Origin of the sequence: Streptomyces sp. NPDC096176, from assembly GCF_044763255.1 — a bacterium.
GTDB lineage: Bacteria > Actinomycetota > Actinomycetes > Streptomycetales > Streptomycetaceae > Streptomyces.
Map to the genome: position 1 here is coordinate 138,693 of NZ_JBIWFV010000013.1, position 17,221 is coordinate 155,913.

The window sequence follows — 17,221 nt, forward strand, 5'->3', positions numbered from 1 at the left end:
CGTTGTTCCCTTTCCCCGTCAGTCCTGGTCGGCGGCCCGCTCGGCGAGCCCAGGAAAGGCTACGCCGCTGCCCCGCCATCGCACCGCGCGCACGGCCGCCTCGCGCAGTGCACCCGCGGCGTCCAGCCGCAACGGGCCGTCTGTGGCCCGCACGAGATCGGCGTAGACGCCCGCAACTCGGTCCTCCAGGACCGCGGCGAGCCGTATCGCGGCGGCGGCGTCCGGCACGGAGAAGGGCAGCGCGTACGCTGCGGCGGCAGCCGAGGGCTCTCCGCCCAGGTCGCGTACCGTCCGCTCCAGCGAGTCGCGCCGGGCCCGGTGCGCGGCGTGCGCGGCGGCGGCCTCGTTCTCCTGGTCGTCCCCGACACGTCCCCCGACCACCCCGTAGCCGTACACGGCGGCGTGCTCCGCCGCGAGCGCCGCCTGTACGGCGTCCAGCTGTCCTGCCGCGTCCACAGCGCTCATCACGCGTCCCCCTTCGCCAGCAGGTACGCATGCGCGGCACCGGCAGCCGCCACGGAGGCCAGCAGGCGGGCCAGTTCCGGCTCCGCGTCGGCGAGGGCCGCCGTGTGACGGTCGGCGGTACGGCGCTCAGCCGCGACGAGTGACTTCAGCGCGGCGCCGGGCTCGGCCGGAGGCGTGGCCGGGCCGGAAGTGGATGAAGCAGTGGGTGAAGCGGTGGCCGAAACGGACGGCGACGGGGCGGCCGACGCCGCAAGCCCCGCCAGCGCCACGGCATGCTCCGCGACCGCCGTACGCAGCGGCGTCAGCCGGTCGGCGAGCGCCGGGTGGCGGGCGATGACCGCGTCGTACTCGTCGCGCAGCGCCGCGCTCGTGGCCGCGAGCCGCCGGCGCAGCGCTGCCTCGGCGCGAGCGGAGTCGGCGGGGCGGCCCGGCTCGCGCCGGGAAGCGGGTTCGTCGTTCGAACAGCCCGTCAACAGGCCGGCGGCGGCCACCCCCGTCGCCAAGAGCGCACGTCTTCGTGTCGTCCCCGTGCGCCCCACACGTGTCTCCTCGGGCTCGCAGTGATCATCGCCGCAGGCGAGCGTACCTGCGGGCCCAGCGTGGGTGGACGGCAACACCCCCCGGGACCGGATACCCTTTCTTCGACACGCGACGATCCCACAACAGCACACGCGGCCGAGGAGTCACCCGGATGAGCACCACCCAGAGCGAGAGGCTGCGCGGGCTGCTGGAACCGCTCGTCAGCGCCGCGGACCTGGATCTGGAGGAGATCGAGGTCTCCCGGGCGGGCAGACGCCGCATGCTGAGGATCATCGTCGACTCCGACGAGGGCGTGGAACTGGACGCCTGTGCGGAGCTGAGCCGCGCCATTTCCGAGAAGCTCGACGAGACGGACGTGATGGGCGAGGGCGAGTACGTCCTCGAAGTCAGCTCCCCCGGCGCCGACCGCCCCCTGACCCAGCACCGCCACTACGTGCGCGCCACCGGCCGCCTGGTGAAGCTGCAGCTGAACGCCGACGGAGCGGCCGAGGAACTCGTCGCCCGCATTCTCGAGGTGGACGACGAAGGGCTCGACCTCGAGATCCCGGGTGTGAAGGGGCGCAAGCCCAAGGCCCGCAGGGTCGCGTTCGACGACATCGCCAAGGCGCGCGTCGAGATCGAGTTCAGCCGCAAGGACAAGCAAGGCGACAAGGACGAGAAGGAAGAGGAGGCGTAGCCGTGGACATCGACGTGAAGCTCCTGAAGGGCTTGGCCCAGGAGAAGGAGATCGCCTTCGACCTGCTGGTCGAGGCCATCGAGTCGGCCCTCCTCATCGCGTACCACCGCACCGAGGGCAGCCGCCGCCACGCCCGTGTGGTGCTCAGCAGGGACACCGGCCATGTGACCGTGTGGGCCAAGGAGGACCCGGCCGACCTGGAGGAGGGGCAGGAGCCCAAGGAGTTCGACGACACCCCTTCGGACTTCGGCCGGATCGCCGCCACCACCGCCCGCCAGGTCATTCAGCAGCGGCTGCGTGACGCGGAGAACGACGTCACCTTCGGCGAGTACGCCCGCCGTGAGGGCGATGTCGTCTCGGGCATGGTGCAGCAGGGCAAGGACCCCAAGAACGTCCTGGTCAGGCTCGACGACAAGCTCGAGGCGATCCTGCCGGTGCAGGAGCAGGTGCCGGGCGAGGAGTACACGCACGGACTGCGGCTGCGTACCTACGTGGTCCGCGTGGCGAAGGGTGTGCGCGGCCCGTCCGTGACGCTGTCCCGGACCCACCCGAACCTGGTGAAGAAGCTCTTCGCGCTGGAGGTCCCGGAGATCGCGGACGGCAGTGTCGAGATCGCGGCCATCGCACGTGAGGCCGGTCACCGCACCAAGATCGCCGTTCGCTCCACCCGTTCGGGTCTGAATGCCAAGGGCGCCTGCATCGGCCCGATGGGCGGCCGGGTGCGCAATGTCATGGCGGAGCTCCACGGCGAGAAGATCGACATCGTGGACTGGTCGGACGACCCGGCCGAGATGGTGGCGAACGCCCTCTCGCCGGCCCGTGTCAGCAAGGTGGAGGTCGTCGACCTCGGCGCCCGTTCGGCCCGTGTCACCGTTCCGGACTACCAGCTGTCCCTGGCGATCGGCAAGGAGGGGCAGAACGCCCGTCTGGCCGCGCGCCTCACCGGCTGGCGTATCGACATCCGGCCTGACACCGAGCAGGGCTCGGAACAGGGCACCGACCAGCGCTGAGGAACACCTCGGGGCGGAATCCCGTTTGCGCCCGTGCCGAGGGGCGAGCAAGATCCCACCAGGATCAGGACAACAACCGTTCGATTTTTGCCCCAAAGGGGTGAGGTCGGTGCGGGGAGGTAGACTTAACCGTGTCTGGCCGGACGCACGACCGCGCGTGCCCTGAGAGAACCTGTCTGGGATGCCGGGAGCGAGCGGCCAAGAGCGATCTGCTGCGGATCGTGGTGATCGAGGGCGAGTGTGTCCCCGATGATCGCGGTACGCTGCCCGGCCGGGGTGCGTACCTGCACCCCGCCTCGGTCTGTTTCGACCTGGCGGTCCGCCGCCGGGCATTCCCCAGGGCCTTCAGGGTCACAGGGGCGCTCGAGACCGCCGCGCTGCGGCGGCATGTCGAACAGGCAGCACCGTAAGAGAAAGAAGTACGGCACGGAACCCCGTGCGGTCAGGTACCTCGCGAGTTGGAAGTAGGTCGAGATTGCGATGAGCACTCGATGAGTACGCGATGAGTACGCCCATGAAGTAGCGACGGTCCGGCGGTAACCCGGACCTAAAAGGAGCGAAGTGGCTAAGGTCCGGGTATACGAACTCGCCAAGGAGTTCGGCGTGGAGAGCAAGGTCGTCATGGCCAAGCTCCAAGAACTCGGTGAATTCGTCCGTTCGGCGTCCTCGACGATCGAGGCGCCGGTTGTACGCAAGTTGACTGACGCACTGCAGGGGCCCGGCGGCAACGCCGGCAAGTCCGCTGCCAAGCCTGGCGCGCCCCGCAAGGCGACGCCCTCGAAGCCCGCGGCGCCCTCCCCGGCGCAGGCTCGGGGCACCTCTCCTGCCGCCAAGGCAGTGGGGGAACGTCCCGCTGCCCCCAAGCCCGGCGCACCGGCCCCCAAGCCGGCCGCGGCGAGCAGCACCCCCTCCGCGGCCCCGGCACCGGGCCCGCGTCCCACCCCGGGTCCCAAGCCCGCACCGGCCAAGCCCGCGCCCGCGGCACCGGTGCCCGCAGCCGAGTTCTCGGCTCCGGCTCCGGCCCAGCCCGCCGCACCGCAGGCCCCGCGTCCCGCGGGTGCCACCCCCGGTCCGCGCCCGGCCCGACCGGCTCCGGCCGGCGGTCAGCGTGACGGCGGCCGTGGCGGCGAGCGTCCGGCGCGTCCCGCCGGCGGCCAGGGCGCCCCGCGTCCCGGCGGTCGTCCGGCCGGTCCCCGTCCGGGCAACAACCCCTTCACGTCCGGTGGCTCCACCGGCATGGCGCGCCCGCAGGCGCCGCGTCCCGGTGGCGCTCCGCGTCCCGGTGGCGGCGCTGCTCCCGGCGCTCCGCGTCCGCAGGGCGGCCCCGGCGGCGCTCCGCGTCCGCAGGGTCAGGGCGGTGCCCGTCCGACTCCCGGTGGCATGCCTCGTCCGCAGGCCCCGCGTCCCGGTGGCGCCCCCGGCGGCCCCGGCGGCAACCGTCCGAACCCGGGCATGATGCCGCAGCGTCCTGCTGCCGGTCCCCGTCCTGGTGGCGGTCCCGGCGGTGGCGGCGGCGGTCGCGGTCCCGCCGGTGCCGGTCGTCCCGGCGGTGCCGGTCGTCCTGGTGGCGGCGGCGGCTTCGCCGGTCGTCCCGGTGGCGGTGGCGGCGGCGGTCGTCCTGGTGGCGGCGGCGGCTTCGCCGGTCGTCCCGGCGGGGGTGGTCCCGGTGGCGGTGGCGGCGGCTTCGGCGGTCGTCCCGGCTTCGCCGGTCGTCCCGGCGGTCCCGGCGGCCGTGGTGGCACGCAGGGCGCCTTCGGCCGTCCCGGCGGCCCGGCGCGTCGTGGCCGCAAGTCGAAGCGTCAGAGGCGCCAGGAGTACGAGGCCATGCAGGCCCCGTCGGTCGGCGGTGTGATGCTGCCTCGCGGCAACGGCGAGACCATTCGCCTGTCGCGCGGTGCATCGCTCACCGACTTCGCGGAGAAGATCAACGCCAACCCGGCGTCGCTCGTCGCGGTCATGATGAACCTCGGCGAGATGGTCACCGCGACGCAGTCCGTCTCCGACGAGACGCTGACGCTGCTCGGCGACGAGATGAACTACACCGTCCAGATCGTCAGCCCGGAGGAGGAGGACCGCGAGCTTCTCGAGTCCTTCGACATCGAGTTCGGCGAGGACGAGGGCGGCGAAGAGGCCCTGGTCTCCCGTCCGCCGGTCGTGACCGTCATGGGTCACGTCGACCACGGTAAGACCCGACTGCTCGACGCGATCCGCAAGACGAACGTCGTCGCGGGCGAGGCCGGTGGCATCACCCAGCACATCGGTGCCTACCAGGTCTCGACCGAGGTCAACGGCGAGGACCGCGCGATCACCTTCATCGACACCCCGGGTCACGAGGCGTTCACCGCCATGCGTGCCCGTGGTGCGAAGTCGACCGACATCGCGATCCTCGTGGTGGCGGCCAACGACGGTGTGATGCCCCAGACGATCGAGGCGCTGAACCACGCCAAGGCGGCCGACGTGCCGATCGTGGTCGCGGTCAACAAGATCGACGTCGAGGGTGCCGACCCGACCAAGGTGCGCGGTCAGCTCACCGAGTTCGGTCTGGTGGCAGAGGAGTACGGCGGCGACACCATGTTCGTCGACATCTCCGCCAAGCAGGGTCTGAACATCGACTCCCTGCTCGAGGCCGTCGTCCTCACCGCCGACGCCTCGCTCGACCTGCGGGCCAACCCGGAGCAGGACGCGCAGGGTATTGCGATCGAGTCCCACCTCGACCGCGGCCGCGGTGCCGTCTCGACCGTCCTGGTCCAGCGAGGCACGCTGCGCATCGGCGACACGATGGTCGTCGGTGACGCGTACGGCCGTGTCCGGGCGATGCTCGACGACAAGGGCAACAACGTGGAGGAGGCGACTCCGTCGACTCCCGTTCTGGTCCTGGGTCTCACCAACGTTCCGGGCGCCGGCGACAACTTCCTCGTCGTCGACGAGGACCGTACGGCCCGCCAGATCGCCGAGAAGCGCGCGGCGCGCGAGCGCAACGCCAACTTCGCCAAGCGCGTCCGCCGGGTGTCCCTCGAGGACCTCGACAAGGTGCTCAAGGCCGGTCTGGTCCAGGAACTCAACCTCATCATCAAGGGCGACGCGTCCGGTGCGGTCGAGGCTCTCGAGTCCTCGCTGCTCCAGCTCGACGTCGGTGAAGAGGTCGACATCCGGGTCCTGCACCGCGGTGTGGGTGCGGTCACCGAGTCCGACATCGACCTGGCGATGGGCTCCGACGCCATTGTCATCGGCTACAACGTCCGTGCGGCCGGCCGTGCCGCGCAGATGGCGGAGCGCGAGGGCGTCGACGTCCGGTACTACTCGGTGATCTACCAGGCCATCGAGGAGATCGAGGCGGCCCTCAAGGGCTTGCTCAAGCCGGAGTACGAAGAGGTCGAGCTCGGTACGGCGGAGATCCGCGAGGTCTTCCGCTCGTCCAAGCTGGGCAACATCGCGGGTGTTCTCATCCGTTCCGGCGAGGTCAAGCGCAACACCAAGGCCCGGCTCATCCGCGACGGCAAGGTCATCGCGGAGAGCCTCAACATCGAGGGTCTGCGCCGCTTCAAGGACGACGTCACCGAGATCCGTGAAGGCTTCGAGGGCGGTATCAACCTCGGAAACTTCAACGACATCAAGATCGACGACGTCATCGCGACGTACGAGATGCGCGAGAAGCCGCGCGGCTGACGCACGGCACCAGTCCGGGGCCGGTCGGCGGAAGTATTTCCGTCGATCGGCCCCGGCCGTTGCGTGTACGGTTTGGATGTCCCTGCCAAGTACGGGCGGGGACCGAACTGTGCCGGCTCGGGGGGCGAGCCTTCGGACCCCCGGCACAACAAACCCGTACCGGCGGGACATCCGGACAGACATGTATGTGGGGACACTGTCCTTCGATCTGCTTCTCGGCGACGTACGGTCGCTGAAGGAGAAGCGCTCCGTGGTCCGCCCGATCGTCGCCGAGCTCCAGCGGAAGTACGCGGTGAGCGTGGCGGAGGTGGGCGGCCAGGACCTCCACCGGCGGGCCGAGATCGGCCTCGCCGTGGTGTCCGGCGACACGGGGCACCTCACGGACGTGCTGGACCGGTGCGAGCGCCTGGTCGCCGCCCGGCCGGAGGTGGAGCTGCTGTCGGTTCGACGCAGGCTCCACAGCGACGAAGACTGAATGCAAGGCAAAGAAGGAGAAGACCAGTGGCCGACAACGCGCGGGCGAAGAAACTGGCAGACCTCATCCGGGAGGTGGTCGCCGAGAAGCTGCAGCGCGGCATCAAGGACCCTCGCCTCGGTTCGCACGTGACCATCACGGACACCCGCGTCACCGGTGACCTGCGGGAGGCCACGGTCTTCTACACGGTCTACGGCGACGACGAGGACCGGGCGAGCGCGGCCGCGGGCCTGCAGAGCGCCAAGGGCGTCCTCCGCTCCGCGGTCGGGGCGGCCGCGGGCACCAAGTTCACGCCCACCCTCACGTTCGTGGCGGACGCCCTTCCGGAGAACGCCAAGACGATCGAGGACCTCCTCGACAAGGCGCGGGCATCCGACGCCAAGGTGCGGGAGGCGTCCTCCGGCGCCAAGTTCGCCGGCGAGGCCGACCCGTATCGCAAGCCGGAAGACGAGGACGAAGCCTCGGAATGACGCAGCGCACGACTCCGCCCGACGGCCTTGTCATCGTGGACAAGCCGTCGGGCTTCACTTCGCACGACGTCGTCGCCAAGATGCGCGGGATCGCACGGACCCGGCGCGTCGGACACGCGGGGACACTCGACCCCATGGCCACCGGTGTGCTGGTGCTGGGCGTCGAGAAGGCCACCAAGTTGCTCGGGCACCTGGCGCTGACCGAGAAGGAGTACCTCGGCACCATCAGGCTCGGGCAGAACACCGTCACGGACGACGCGGAGGGCGAGGTCACGTCCTCCACCGACGCCTCCGGTGTCACGCGTGAGGCGATCGACGCGGGCGTGGCCGAGCTGACCGGCGACGTCATGCAGGTGCCGTCCAAGGTCAGCGCCATCAAGATCGACGGGAAGCGCTCGTACGCGCGGGTGCGCGGCGGCGAGGAGTTCGACATCCCGGCCCGGCCGGTGACCGTCTCCTCCTTCCAGGTCTACGACGTCCGGGAGACCACGACGCAGGACGGGCTCCGGGTCGTCGACCTGGTCGTGTCAGTGGTGTGCTCGTCCGGCACCTACATCCGGGCGCTCGCGCGCGATCTCGGAGCCGATCTGGGCGTCGGCGGGCATCTGACGGCGCTGCGGCGCACCCGCGTCGGGCCCTACGGCCTCGACGCGGCGAAGACGCTCGACCAGCTCCAGGAGGAGCTGACCGTGATGCCGATCGCCGAGGCGGCCGCGGCCGCCTTCCCACGCTGGGACGTGGACGAGCGACGGGCCAAGCTGCTCACCAACGGCGTACGGCTGGACATGCCGACCTACGACCGCGCGCCCGTCGCCGTCTTCGGACCCGACGGCCGCTTCCTGGCGCTCGTCGAGGAGCAGAAGGGCAAGGCGAAGAGCCTTGCCGTCTTCGGCTGACCGGGGCCGTGACACGTCGTGGGGCGGGCAGCCATGCTGCCCGCCCCACGATCCCCCCTCGTTTCCCCCGCAATAGGTCTATCCACTGCGCACCCGGGATTCACCCCAACGAGCAGGCGCTCGGAGTGAACCGGGGTGCACTGGGGGGCGCGTTCGTGATGCGGACTTCTCCCGCCGATCATGATCGACATAACGTCGTCGCCATGGGACGCGCTGACCAGGCAACTTTGGTACGGATCTGCGATCCGGCCGGTCGGCCGCACGGCACCGGCTTCGTCGCCGACGATCTCGGCACGGTCGTGACCGGCCACCACGTGATCGCCGGGCTCACCCGCCCTCTCCTCCGGCCACAGGACGGCAGCGGCTCCGTCCTCGAGGCCGACTCCGTGACCGCCTACCCGGAGCACGGACTCGCGCTTCTGCGCGCCACCGGCTTGAGCGTCCCCGCGCTGCCCATCGGCGCGCGTGACCGTGTCACGCCGGGAACCTATGTGCGGCTCGTGGCCGGAGGCTGGCGCGAGGCGCGCGTGCTCGCCACGACGAGCGGCATGCTGGAGCTCGCCATCGGCACCGACGGCAGCGACGCACTGCGCCTCGCGGGAGCAGCCGCCGGAGGACCCGTGCTCGACGCGGCGACCGGAGCGGTCCTGGCCGTGCTCGGCGCAGTGCCGCCGACCGGTGCTCCGGCAGGCGCCTGCGCACGAACCCTGCACGCCGCTCTGCCGGAGCCGCTGGCAGCCCTGCTGCGCCGCAACGCGGAACTGGCGCCCGCCTACGGGCAGGACCTGAACCTGGCCGCCGTACTGGAGCTCACCGGTGGCTCGCTCGCACGGACCGGCACCTCGGGCAGCGGGCCGGAGCACATCGAACGCCCGGACATCGCGGGGGAGTTCGCCGACTTCACCGAGCGCCACGCGGCGCCCCTGGTCCTCGGACTCGTAGGCGCCCCCGGAACAGGCCGTACGACGGAACTGCGCATGCTCGCCGCCCGGCGCGCCCAAGGACCCGAACCGGCCCCCACGTTGTGGCTGCGCGGCGCCGACCTGCGCGCCGGGGACACCTCCCTGGCCGACGCGGTGGCCCGGACGCTGCACCGGGCCGCCCGCATCCTCGCCGCACCGGAGCAGGACATCGGCCCGGCCCGGGTGGCCCGCCTGGCCCACGACGCGGGACGGCCGCTGCTCGTCGTGCTCGACGGCCCCGAGGAGATGCCGCCCGCGCAGGCGCACAACCTGCGGGAGTGGACGACGGCCACCACCGAGTGGCTGGCCTCCTGCGGGACCCGGCTGGCGGTGGCGTGCCGACCCGAGTACTGGGACCAGGCCGGGGCGCTGTTCCCGCCGGGGCTACTGCACCGCCCCGGCGGCCCGGCGCTCCCACCCGAGGCGGGGCCCCGGACCTCGGCGCCCGTGGCTGCCCTCGCCGGAGTCGGCGGCGCGGGCGACGACCGGGCGCCGGGCCCGACGTACCCCGCCGACGTCCGTGCAGGACGCGGCAGCGGCGCAGCTGGTGGTGCGGAGGCGTCCTGGGCGGCGTCCGAAGCCAGGGTGCCCGCCCACTGCGTTGCCAGGCGCGGACCTGGCACGGACACCCAGTCACCGCCGGCTGTGCGCATGGGAGAGCTGGATGCCCACCAGGCCCGCCGGGTGCGGGAGGCGTACGGCCTGCCACCCGGGGCCGTCGCCACCGTCGACGAGCGGCATCCGCTCACGCTCCGGCTGCTCGCCGAGGTGCACCGCGCACTGCCCGGCGCCCTGCCGAGCAGACCAGGGCGCGAAGAGGTCCTGGGCGCCTATCTGGACCTCGTCTGTCTGCGGATCGCCGTACGCATCGCTTCCGACGCCGCCCCCGAGCCCCGTGGCTCCGCGCTCCGCGGGCTCGTCGCCGCGGTCGCCGGCCGCATGCACGAGGCTGGCCGACGCTGCCTCGGCCCCGGGCACGGGCAACTGGACGGGACGGCGTTCGAGGAGCTGTTCCCGTGGCGAGCCGGATGGGCGTCCGCCGTCCTCATGGAACGCCTGCTCGTCCCGGCCGGCAGCGGCTACCGCTTCGCACACGAGGAACTCGCGGACTGGATCCAGGGCGGTCACCTCGATCTCGACGCCGCACTGCGCTCCCTGCTGCACCTCCGCCAGGAAGGGCCGGAGGCGGCGCCCGTACCGCGGCATCGCGTCGGCACCGTCGTACAGGCTCTCCTCCATCTCGGCCGGCGACACGAGGCGTCGGCGCTGGAGCACCGGCTCACCGGCCTCGTGGACGCGCTCCACGAGCCTGACCCTGACGAGCGGCCCGTGGACGCGCGCTGGTGGGCGGCCCGGCTTCTCCATGAGGTTCTGCCGCGCGTACCCGACGCGGAACGGCATCTGGGCGTGCTGCACCGTCTGGCCGAACGACCCGACCGCGAAAGGGAATTCGGGCCCCGCTTCTGGGAACGGCTGTCGCTCGACGACCCGGCCCGTCTCGACCTTCTGCGCCGCCTGGTCCCCGCCGACCCGCCCGCGCACGGCGCCACCGCCACGCCCCGCTACCTGGAGCTCGCCGACCAACGGCTGGCGGCCGACCCCAGAGCCGTGCAGCCCCTGCTGTGCCGCTGGTTCGGTGACGACACCCCCCTGGCCGCGGACCCCGACTCCGGGGTACGGCCCACCGTCGGCGCTGCCGCGCAGGCGCTGCTGTACGCACGGCGTGGCCTCGCGCCGGACGATCTGACCGAGGCCCTCGTCGACACCGCCCACCCCCGCGCCACCGAGCTGCTCGACGCGCTCGCCGAGGACGAGCCGTCCGTGGTGTGCAGGGCCGTCGACCGCTGGGCGCGCGACCCGCGGCCCGCACGTCGGGCCGCGGCCGCCGCCCACGCCCTTGCCCCCAGGCCCACGACCGACCGCGACCGGGAACACCTGCGGGGCGCGGCACGCGCGCTGCTCGCCGACCCCGCGCACCACGGCACTGCGTTCGCCCTCCTCGTCCGCGACCCGGTCAGCCGCCCCCGGCATCTGGACCGGGCGCTCGACCTCTTCGTGGCGGGCGACCCGCACCTGCCTGCCGGCGCCGTCGCGGACGCACTCACCACCCACGCCGCCCCGGTGCTCGCCGCCTTCCGGGCCCGGCTGCTGCGGCCGGACGGCGGCGCCGACGCGGGGGAGCTGCTCGCCACGCTCGCCGAAGCCGTCACCGACCCCGCGACCGCGCGGCGCGCCGCCGCCCTGGTCTGCGAGTACGTCGACCACCGACCCGACGGCGCGGCGCACGCCGCCGCCTACGTCCACCGCCGCCTCGACGGGGGCCCCGACGCCCGCGACGTGCTCTTCCCCCTCGTCACCCACCTGCTACGAGGCCGGCCTGCACACGTACGCAGCGCCCTCGCACCCGTCCTCGCCGCACCTGGCGGCGCGTCCTCGCGGGTGCTGCGGGCGGAGCTGCTCGACGTGATGCTGCGCTACGAGCGGTACGAGGCCCGCGAGGTGGCCGTTCTCGACGCGCTGCTCTGCGCCGCCGCCCACGGCAGCCACCAGCGCCCCGAGGAACACACTCGTGCGCTGGTGCACCGTGCTGGCCTGCTGCTCGCCCGCACACCCAAGGGCGCCGCCTGCCTCGACAGGCGGCTGGTGGAGCTCGCCCGCGACGTGCCCGGCTTCGCCACCCTGGCAGGGCGCTGGCTGGCCGACGACCCCCAGGAATGGGCCGCAGTCGTGGGCCCGGGCGCCCGGCGGGCCCTGCGTACACCGGGCAGCCCGGTGCCGATGCCGACCGGGAGCGCCGGGCATGGCAGTCTTAGACCTGCGTTATCGGCAATCACGTACACAGGTTCGGGCGAGGAGCGGTCACAGTGCAGCGCTGGCGTGGCTTGGAGGACATCCCCCAGGACTGGGGACGCAGCGTCGTCACCATCGGCTCCTACGACGGCGTACACCGCGGACACCAGCTGATCATCGGTCGCGCGGTGGAGCGGGCGCGCGAGCTAGGGGTGCCGTCGGTCGTCGTCACCTTCGACCCGCACCCCAGCGAGGTCGTCCGTCCCGGCAGCCACCCCCCGCTGCTCGCGCCGCACCACCGCCGCGCCGACCTGATGGCCGAGCTCGGCGTGGACGCGGTGCTCGTCCTGCCCTTCACCGCCGACTTCTCCCAGCTGTCGCCGGCCGACTTCATCGTCAAGGTCCTGGTCGACAAGCTGCACGCGCGCGCGGTCATCGAGGGTCCCAACTTCCGCTTCGGTCACCGGGCGGCAGGCAACGTCGCGTTCCTCGCCGAGCTCGGCGCGACGTACGACTACGAGGTCGAGGTCGTCGACCTGTACGTGCGCGGCGAGGCGGGCGGCGGCGAGCCGTTCTCCTCGACGCTCACCCGCAGGCTGATCGCCGAGGGAGACGTCGAGGGCGCCTCGGAGATCCTGGGCCGCCCGCACCGTGTCGAGGGCATCGTGGTCCGCGGCGCCCAGCGCGGCCGCGAGCTCGGCTTCCCGACGGCGAACGTGGAGACCCTGCCGCACACCGCGATCCCGGCGGACGGCGTCTATGCCGGCTGGCTCACGGCGGCCGGCGCACGCATGCCGGCGGCGATCTCCGTCGGCACGAACCCGCAGTTCGACGGCACCGAGCGCACGGTGGAGGCGTACGCGATCGACCGCGTGGGGCTCGACCTGTACGGCCTGCATGTGGAGGTCGACTTCCTGGCGTATGTGCGGGGGCAGGAGAAGTTCGACTCGATCGAGTCGCTGCTGGTGGCGATCGGGGACGACGTGAAGAAGTGCCGGGAGCTCACGGCGGCGTACGACGCGCGTCGCTGACGATCCGGGCCCGGCCCGGGTGACCTGTGCGGGCGTGGCCCGGCCCCCGGCCCGCTCGGGGGCGGTCCGCTCATCGGGTCGTGTCCGGGAGTGCTTGCCTCACCGCGCTGCCCGCGCATGCGCCGCTTCACGTCCCGTACACGCCCCCGGCGCACCCCGGCCGACGGTTTCACTCCCCCAAGGGGGCACGTGCCGGCCGTGTGGGTGTCCCCTCAGCCGGACGCTGTCGCCCAGTGACACGCCACCTGCGGAGTCGGGGCGTTCGGGAGGACCGGGAGGTCGCGGGTGCGGCACAGGTCCGCCACGCCGGCCCGGTCCGCCTCGCCCGACGACAGGATCTGGCAGCGGGCGTGGAATCGGCAGCCCGCCGGGATGCGGGACGGGTCCGGCGGCTCGCCGGTGAGGACCACCGGCGACTCCTCCGACTCCGGCAGCACCGACAACAGCGCCTTCGTGTAGGGGTGCTGCGGCGACGTCAGCACATCCTCCACCGGCCCCGACTCGACGATTCGCCCCAGATACATCACTGCCACCCGGTCCGCGATGTTCCACGCGAGACCCAGGTCGTGCGTCACCACCAGTGCGGACAGGCCCAGTTCGTCCCGTAGCCGCAGCAGCAGCGCCAGGATCTCCCCGCGAACGGAGGCGTCCAGCGACGCCACCGGCTCGTCGGCGACGATCAGTTCCGGTTCGAGTACCAGGGCGCCCGCGATGACAACGCGCTGCCGCTGTCCGCCGGACAGTTCGTGCGGGTAGCGGAGGAAGAACCGCTCGGGTGGACGCAGACCTGCCCGGGACAGGGCTCCTGCGACGGCGGCGCGTTCGTCACCCGCGTAGCCGTGGATCCGCAGGCCCTCCGCCACGGCGTCGTACACCGTGTGCCGGGGGTTGAGCGATCCGCTCGGGTCCTGGAGTACCAGTTGCACGCGCTTGCGGTACGTCTTCAGCGCGCGTGAGCCGTAACCGAGAGGTTCCCCGACGAAGGTGACGCGCCCGGAGCTCGGCGTCACCAGGCCGAGCAGCGAGCGTGCCAGCGTGGTCTTGCCGCAGCCGGATTCGCCGACGAGGGCCACGATTTCCCCTGCGCCGATGTCGAGGTCGACGCCGTCCACGGCGCGCGCCGTCGGTTCGCCCCGGCGCCCGGGGAAGGTGACGTGCAGCCCGGATGCGGACAGCAGCGGTGCGGCCGTGGTGGTCGGGGTCATGACGTGCTCCTGTGTCACAGCTGCTTCTCCGTCCCCGCTCCGGCCCCTGCTCGGTCCGTCGGGCCGCCCACCAGCACACACGCCGCCCGGTGGCTCTCGCCCGCCGTGACCAGCTCCTGGTCCTGTTCGGGGCACGTGTCGAGTGCCACGGGGCAGCGTGGGTGGAACGTGCAACCGCCCGGCAGAGACGCCGGGTCGGGCGGGTCGCCGGGCAGCCCGCGCGGTGCCCGGCGCGAGGCGGGGTCGCCGATGCGCGGGAAGGCCGCGGACAGAGCCCGCCCGTACGGATGCTGTGCGGCGTCGTAGACCGCCCGGGCGGGGCCCTCCTCCACGACGCGGCCCGCGTACATCACGGCGAGGCGGTCGCAGGTGTCGGCGAGCACGCCCAGGTCGTGGCTGATCATCAGGAGACTGATGTCCTGCTCTGCGACGAGCTGCTCGATCAGCCGCAGAATCTGCGCCTGGATCATCACATCCAGCGCAGTCGTCGGCTCGTCGGCGACGATCAGCCGCGGGTCGCAGGCGAGCGCCATGGCGATCATCACTCGCTGCCGCTGCCCGCCCGAGAGCTCGTGCGGGTAGGCGTTCGCGCGGGAGACCGGCAGCCCCACGTGCTGGAGTAGCTCGCCCACGCGCCGCTTCGCCTCCGCCGGGGTCGATCCGCGGTGCAGCAGGATCGGCTCGGCGATCTGGTCGCCGACGCGGTGGACCGCGTTGAGCGAGTGCATCGCCCCCTGGAAGACGATCGACGCGCCCGCCCACCGCACAGCCCGTAGCCGCCCCCACTTCATGGTGAGGACGTCCTCGCCGTCGAGGACGATCTCGCCGGTCAGCTTCGCGGAGGCCGGCAGCAGCCGCAGCAGTGCGAGCGCCAGTGTCGACTTGCCGCAACCGGACTCGCCCGCGACGCCGAGCTTCTGCCCGGCGGCGAGGGACAGGTCGACGCCGCGTACGGCGGGCACGGCGCGGGCACCGGAGCCGTAGGTCACATGGAGGTCCCTGACCTCGAGCAGGCTCAACGCGCCACTCCCAGCTTCGGGTTGAGTACGGACTCGATCGCACGCCCGCACAGGGTGAAGGCGAGCGCCACGAGGGCGATGGCGATTCCGGGCGGGGCCAGGTACCACCAGTGGCCGGAGGACACCGCGCCCGCCTCACGCGCGTCCTGGAGCATTCCGCCCCAGGAGACGATGGTCGGGTCGCCCAGGCCGAGGAAGGCCAGCGTCGCCTCGGTGAGGATCGCGCTGGAGATCCCGAGCGTGGTCTGCGCCAGCACCAGCGGCATCACGTTGGGCAGGACATGCCGGTTCATGATGTGGCCGTGTCCTCCGCCGAGGGCCTTGGCACGCTCGATATAGGGCCGCGACTCCACGGCGATGGTCTGGGCCCGCACCAGCCGTGCCGTGGTGGGCCAGCTGGCGACGCCGATGGCGATGATGACCGTCCACACATTCCGCGACATGACGGTCGCGAGCACGATCGCCAGCACGAGCGTCGGCATGACCAGGAACCAGTCGGTGATCCGCATCAGGACCGTGGAGAACCAGCCGCCGTAGTGGCCGGCGATGATGCCGACGAGCGTGCCGATGGCCACCGACAGCGCGGCGGCCAGCAGACCGACGGTGAGCGAGATCCGCGCCCCCCACACCAGCAGGCCGAGCAGTGAGCGTCCGAACTGGTCGGTGCCCAGCGGGAACTCGCCGCTGGGCTTCTCCATCGCCGTTCCGGGCGCGTTCGTCACGCTCTGCACGTCACCACCGACCAGCAGCGGCGCGGCGAGCGCGGTGAACGCGATGAGCGCCAGCGCGGCCAGGCCGAACAGGCCCGCCCGGTGGGTGCGGTACGCGCTCCAGAAGCGTGCCACGGAGTGCCGGCGGCGCGCCCACGCCAGGGACCTCGCCGTCTGTGCGGTCCGCCCGGCCTCGGCGGCCGGCGCCGCCTCGGGCGCGGCCGTGGTCTTCGTCGGCGGCGTCGGTGTCGTCGTCATCGGCCCACCCGGGGATCGAGCAGCGGATACAGCAGGTCGGCGAGGAGATTCATGATGATCATCGCCCCGGCGAAGACGACGAACAGCCCCTGGACGAGCGGCAGGTCCGGCACGCTGAGCGCCTGATAGAACAGCCCGCCGAGCCCCGGCCAGGAGAAGACCGTCTCGACCAGGATCGAACCGGCCGCCACATGGCCGAGGTTGATGAACACCATGGTGACGGTCGGCAGCAGCGCGTTCGGTACGGCGTGCCTGCGCCGCACCACGTCGTCCCGCAGCCCCTTGGCGCGTGCCGTCGTCAGGTAGTCGCTGCCCATTTCGTCGAGCAGCGACGAACGCATCACCAGCAGCGTCTGGGCGTACCCGACGGCGACCAGGGTCAGCACGGGCAGCACCATGTGGTGCGCCACGTCGGCCACGTAGGCGAAGCCGCTCTCGTTGCCCGACTCCATACCGCCGGTGGGGAAGATGCCGGGAACGGGGCCGATCCCCACCGAGAAGGTGATGATCAGCAGCAGGCCGAGCCAGAAACCCGGCACGGACCACAGGGTCAACGCCACACCGGTGTTGAGCCTGTCGCCGAGGCTGCCGTGCCGCCAGGCCGAGCGAGTCCCCAGCCAGAGCCCGATCGCCGAGTAGACGAGGACCGCCACCCCGGTGAGCAGCAGCGTCGCCGGCACCTTCTGGGCGATCAGGTCACCGACGGGCGCGTGGAACTGGTACGACATGCCGAGGTCGCCCGTCAGGGCACTGGCGCAGTAGTCCGTGAACTGCTGCCACATCGGCTTGTCGAGACCGAACTGGCGGCGCAGCGTCGCCATCTGCTCGGCCGACGTCGGCATGCCGTGGGTCATCGCCCTGACCGGGTCGCCCGGGATGATCCGGAAGAGGAAGAAGCTGGTGACGAGGACGGCGAGCAGCGAGATCGCCGCACCGCCCAGTTTCCCCGCCACGTACTGGAGATAGGCGCGTGCGCTGCCGCTCGCGGCGCGGGCCTCCGGGGCCCGCGCCACAGCGGTCGTACTGGTCGTACTTGTGGTGCTCATCG

At 72.2% G+C, this 17,221-nt stretch carries 15 protein-coding genes; 9 read left to right on the forward strand and 6 right to left on the reverse strand.

Annotated elements, in window-relative coordinates; translation table 11 throughout:
- Positions 1-18: 18 nt before the first annotated feature.
- Positions 19-465: a DUF4439 domain-containing protein gene (locus ACIQ7Q_RS29635; RefSeq protein ID WP_403868645.1), complete on the reverse strand. Its 447-nt coding sequence runs from the start codon at positions 463-465 to the stop codon at positions 19-21.
- Positions 465-968 (reverse strand): hypothetical protein, encoded by a 504-nt coding sequence (locus ACIQ7Q_RS29640; protein ID WP_403868648.1) that lies wholly within the window; start codon positions 966-968, stop codon positions 465-467. Before ACIQ7Q_RS29640 ends, ACIQ7Q_RS29635 begins: the two co-directional genes overlap by 1 nt.
- A 188-nt stretch (positions 969-1,156) precedes the next feature.
- Here ACIQ7Q_RS29640 and rimP point away from each other — a divergent pair, with 188 nt between their 5' ends.
- The 9 genes from rimP to ACIQ7Q_RS29685 all read left to right on the forward strand — a co-directional run bounded on the left by rimP (position 1,157) and on the right by ACIQ7Q_RS29685 (position 12,981).
- Positions 1,157-1,681 carry a ribosome maturation factor RimP gene (rimP, locus tag ACIQ7Q_RS29645; RefSeq protein ID WP_403868651.1) on the forward strand — a complete coding sequence of 175 codons (525 nt, stop codon included), beginning with the start codon at positions 1,157-1,159 and terminating at the stop codon, positions 1,679-1,681.
- A 2-nt stretch (positions 1,682-1,683) separates the two neighbouring features.
- Complete coding sequence (gene nusA / locus ACIQ7Q_RS29650; protein ID WP_403868654.1) at positions 1,684-2,691, forward strand: transcription termination factor NusA; 1,008 nt, start codon at positions 1,684-1,686, stop codon at positions 2,689-2,691.
- Between the two features lie 131 nt (positions 2,692-2,822).
- Entirely contained in the window at positions 2,823-3,101 is a 279-nt protein-coding gene (locus ACIQ7Q_RS29655; protein ID WP_356629677.1) for a YlxR family protein, read from the forward strand.
- A 151-nt stretch (positions 3,102-3,252) separates the two neighbouring features.
- Complete coding sequence (gene infB / locus ACIQ7Q_RS29660) at positions 3,253-6,357, forward strand: translation initiation factor IF-2 (RefSeq protein WP_403868657.1); 3,105 nt, start codon at positions 3,253-3,255, stop codon at positions 6,355-6,357.
- 181 nt (positions 6,358-6,538) lie between these two features.
- Positions 6,539-6,832, forward strand: coding sequence for a DUF503 domain-containing protein (locus ACIQ7Q_RS29665; RefSeq protein WP_264247582.1), 294 nt, complete (start codon positions 6,539-6,541; stop codon positions 6,830-6,832).
- A 26-nt stretch (positions 6,833-6,858) separates the two neighbouring features.
- Positions 6,859-7,302, forward strand: coding sequence for a 30S ribosome-binding factor RbfA (rbfA, locus tag ACIQ7Q_RS29670; RefSeq protein WP_403868660.1), 444 nt, complete (start codon positions 6,859-6,861; stop codon positions 7,300-7,302).
- The gene (truB, locus tag ACIQ7Q_RS29675) at positions 7,299-8,198 is read left to right on the forward strand and encodes a tRNA pseudouridine(55) synthase TruB (RefSeq protein WP_403868663.1); all 900 of its coding nucleotides are present in this window, start codon (positions 7,299-7,301) and stop codon (positions 8,196-8,198) included. Before rbfA ends, truB begins: the two co-directional genes overlap by 4 nt.
- Positions 8,199-8,401: 203 nt before the next feature.
- The gene (locus ACIQ7Q_RS29680; protein WP_403868666.1) at positions 8,402-12,124 is read left to right on the forward strand and encodes a trypsin-like peptidase domain-containing protein; all 3,723 of its coding nucleotides are present in this window, start codon (positions 8,402-8,404) and stop codon (positions 12,122-12,124) included.
- Positions 12,025-12,981: a bifunctional riboflavin kinase/FAD synthetase gene (locus tag ACIQ7Q_RS29685; protein ID WP_403868669.1), complete on the forward strand. Its 957-nt coding sequence runs from the start codon at positions 12,025-12,027 to the stop codon at positions 12,979-12,981. Before ACIQ7Q_RS29680 ends, ACIQ7Q_RS29685 begins: the two co-directional genes overlap by 100 nt.
- Positions 12,982-13,193: 212 nt before the next feature.
- On the opposite strand, the gene ACIQ7Q_RS29690 is transcribed toward ACIQ7Q_RS29685, so the two are convergent.
- The 4 genes from ACIQ7Q_RS29690 to ACIQ7Q_RS29705 are packed head-to-tail and all read right to left on the reverse strand — an operon-like array spanning position 13,194 to position 17,219.
- Complete coding sequence (locus ACIQ7Q_RS29690) at positions 13,194-14,186, reverse strand: ABC transporter ATP-binding protein (protein WP_403868672.1); 993 nt, start codon at positions 14,184-14,186, stop codon at positions 13,194-13,196.
- A gap of 14 nt (positions 14,187-14,200) precedes the next feature.
- On the reverse strand, positions 14,201-15,205 hold the full coding sequence (locus tag ACIQ7Q_RS29695; protein ID WP_403868675.1) for an ABC transporter ATP-binding protein: 1,005 nt from the start codon (positions 15,203-15,205) through the stop codon (positions 14,201-14,203).
- Positions 15,202-16,173, reverse strand: a complete 972-nt coding sequence (locus tag ACIQ7Q_RS29700; RefSeq protein ID WP_403868678.1) for an ABC transporter permease — start codon at positions 16,171-16,173, stop codon at positions 15,202-15,204. Before ACIQ7Q_RS29700 ends, ACIQ7Q_RS29695 begins: the two co-directional genes overlap by 4 nt.
- Positions 16,170-17,219, reverse strand: coding sequence for an ABC transporter permease (locus tag ACIQ7Q_RS29705; protein ID WP_403868680.1), 1,050 nt, complete (start codon positions 17,217-17,219; stop codon positions 16,170-16,172). The genes ACIQ7Q_RS29700 and ACIQ7Q_RS29705 overlap by 4 nt, the downstream gene beginning before the upstream one ends.
- Positions 17,220-17,221 lie beyond the last annotated feature (2 nt).

Excerpts from the sequence above, each read along its gene's own strand:
- ACIQ7Q_RS29680 (WP_403868666.1), top strand. The coding sequence starts at position 8,402 with ATGGGACGCGCTGACCAGGCAACTTTGGTACGGATCTGCGATCCGGCC.
- ACIQ7Q_RS29705 (WP_403868680.1), bottom strand. The coding sequence starts at position 17,219 with ATGAGCACCACAAGTACGACCAGTACGACCGCTGTGGCGCGGGCCCCG.
- ACIQ7Q_RS29635 (WP_403868645.1), bottom strand. The coding sequence starts at position 465 with ATGAGCGCTGTGGACGCGGCAGGACAGCTGGACGCCGTACAGGCGGCG.
- ACIQ7Q_RS29690 (WP_403868672.1), bottom strand. The coding sequence starts at position 14,186 with ATGACCCCGACCACCACGGCCGCACCGCTGCTGTCCGCATCCGGGCTG.
- rimP (WP_403868651.1), top strand. The coding sequence starts at position 1,157 with ATGAGCACCACCCAGAGCGAGAGGCTGCGCGGGCTGCTGGAACCGCTC.
- ACIQ7Q_RS29665 (WP_264247582.1), top strand. The coding sequence starts at position 6,539 with ATGTATGTGGGGACACTGTCCTTCGATCTGCTTCTCGGCGACGTACGG.
- ACIQ7Q_RS29700 (WP_403868678.1), bottom strand. The coding sequence starts at position 16,173 with ATGACGACGACACCGACGCCGCCGACGAAGACCACGGCCGCGCCCGAG.
- truB (WP_403868663.1), top strand. The coding sequence starts at position 7,299 with ATGACGCAGCGCACGACTCCGCCCGACGGCCTTGTCATCGTGGACAAG.